Origin of the sequence: Bartonella sp. CL100XZDX (assembly GCF_042195375.1) — a bacterium.
Classification (GTDB): Bacteria; Pseudomonadota; Alphaproteobacteria; order Rhizobiales; family Rhizobiaceae; genus Bartonella.
In genome coordinates, this window is record NZ_JBHIOH010000013.1 from 1 (window position 1) to 1,195 (window position 1,195).

Genomic DNA, 1,195 nt, shown 5'->3' on the forward strand with positions numbered 1-1,195 from the left:
CTATGCTTGAGAACAATCAGAAAGGGAGAGAAGCCCGTTTATACTTTATCGAATGTGAAAAGCGTGTAAAGCAAGCAGTAACACCACAAATCGACTATTCAAGTCCAAAGGCTATGATTGGCTTTTTGAATTACCTACAAGATCAAATAGATCAAAAAGACACCATCATTGAAGATTTAACACCAAAAGCCATGGCTCTTGAAAGCTTACAGCGTCATAATGGACTCTTCGGTCTTACAGAAGCTGCTAAAATACTCGAGATGAAACCAAAACAGTTCATTCTCTTCTTACAGAAAAAAGGTTGGGTTTACCGGCGTGCAGCAGGTGGAAATTTGCTTCCTTATCAAGACAAAATCCAAAAGCAACTTATGGATTGCCCAACTATCACACTTCAAACCGCAAATGGAATAGAAAAAGTCATTCCTTGCGCAAAAATCACAGCAAAAGGAATTGGTGTGCTGTCTCAAGAGCTTAAAAGACAAAGCATGCATTAAGAGGAGGTTATTATGATAAAAAAGAAATACGAACTGACAGACGCAACAATCGAAGTTAATGGCAGAACTCTCCACCGCATTCGCGCCTTACGAGACTTTGGAAACGTCGAGAAAGGCGATTTAGGGGGTTTTATAGAGCATGAGGGCAATTTAAGTCACGAAGGGGATTGCTGGGTTGGTGATAATGCATGGGTTTATGAAGGTGCCCGTGTTTATGATGATGCACAAATTTCTGATAATGCNGCATTGGCAATGATGCAGGTGCTTATGGGCATGTTGATAATACTGACCTCATCTCAACTAGAGAACAAACCAGATGAGAAAATACGAACGACTAGTCTTATAGTATCTCTATAAGCCGTTTCTAACCACACAAACAATCATTTAAACACAAGCGTGATTCACGCCACGGGTGAATTGCGCTCAAATAGGAGGAAATCAAGATGAGTGAACTAAGTACCACACAAACGGAATTAGTGGAAACAACGAACGATTGTGAAGTCAAATCTACAGCTATGGAGCTTATTTTAGAAAGAGCTCTAAAAGATGATGTCGATCTGGAACGCCTCAAGAGCCTTCTCGAATTGCGAGACAAAGAGATAGAACGACAAGAGCGCCAGAACTTTGTCCGTGATCTTTCTACTATGCAAATGGAATACAAAAATATCGAACAAAACGCCCTTAATACACATACTAAAAGC

The 1,195-nt window shown here is 40.3% G+C and carries 2 protein-coding genes and 1 pseudogene; all 3 read left to right on the forward strand.

The window, feature by feature from the left end:
• Positions 1-494, forward strand: a 494-nt coding sequence (locus tag ACFILU_RS01250; protein WP_375674421.1) for a phage antirepressor KilAC domain-containing protein, incomplete at its 5' end; no start/stop codon positions are given.
• Between the two features lie 12 nt (positions 495-506).
• Positions 507-851 carry a hypothetical protein gene (locus ACFILU_RS01255; protein ID WP_375674422.1) on the forward strand — a complete coding sequence of 115 codons (345 nt, stop codon included), beginning with the start codon at positions 507-509 and terminating at the stop codon, positions 849-851.
• A gap of 86 nt (positions 852-937) precedes the next feature.
• Positions 938-1,195 (forward strand): annotated as a pseudogene (locus ACFILU_RS01260) (recombinase); the annotation flags it as partial.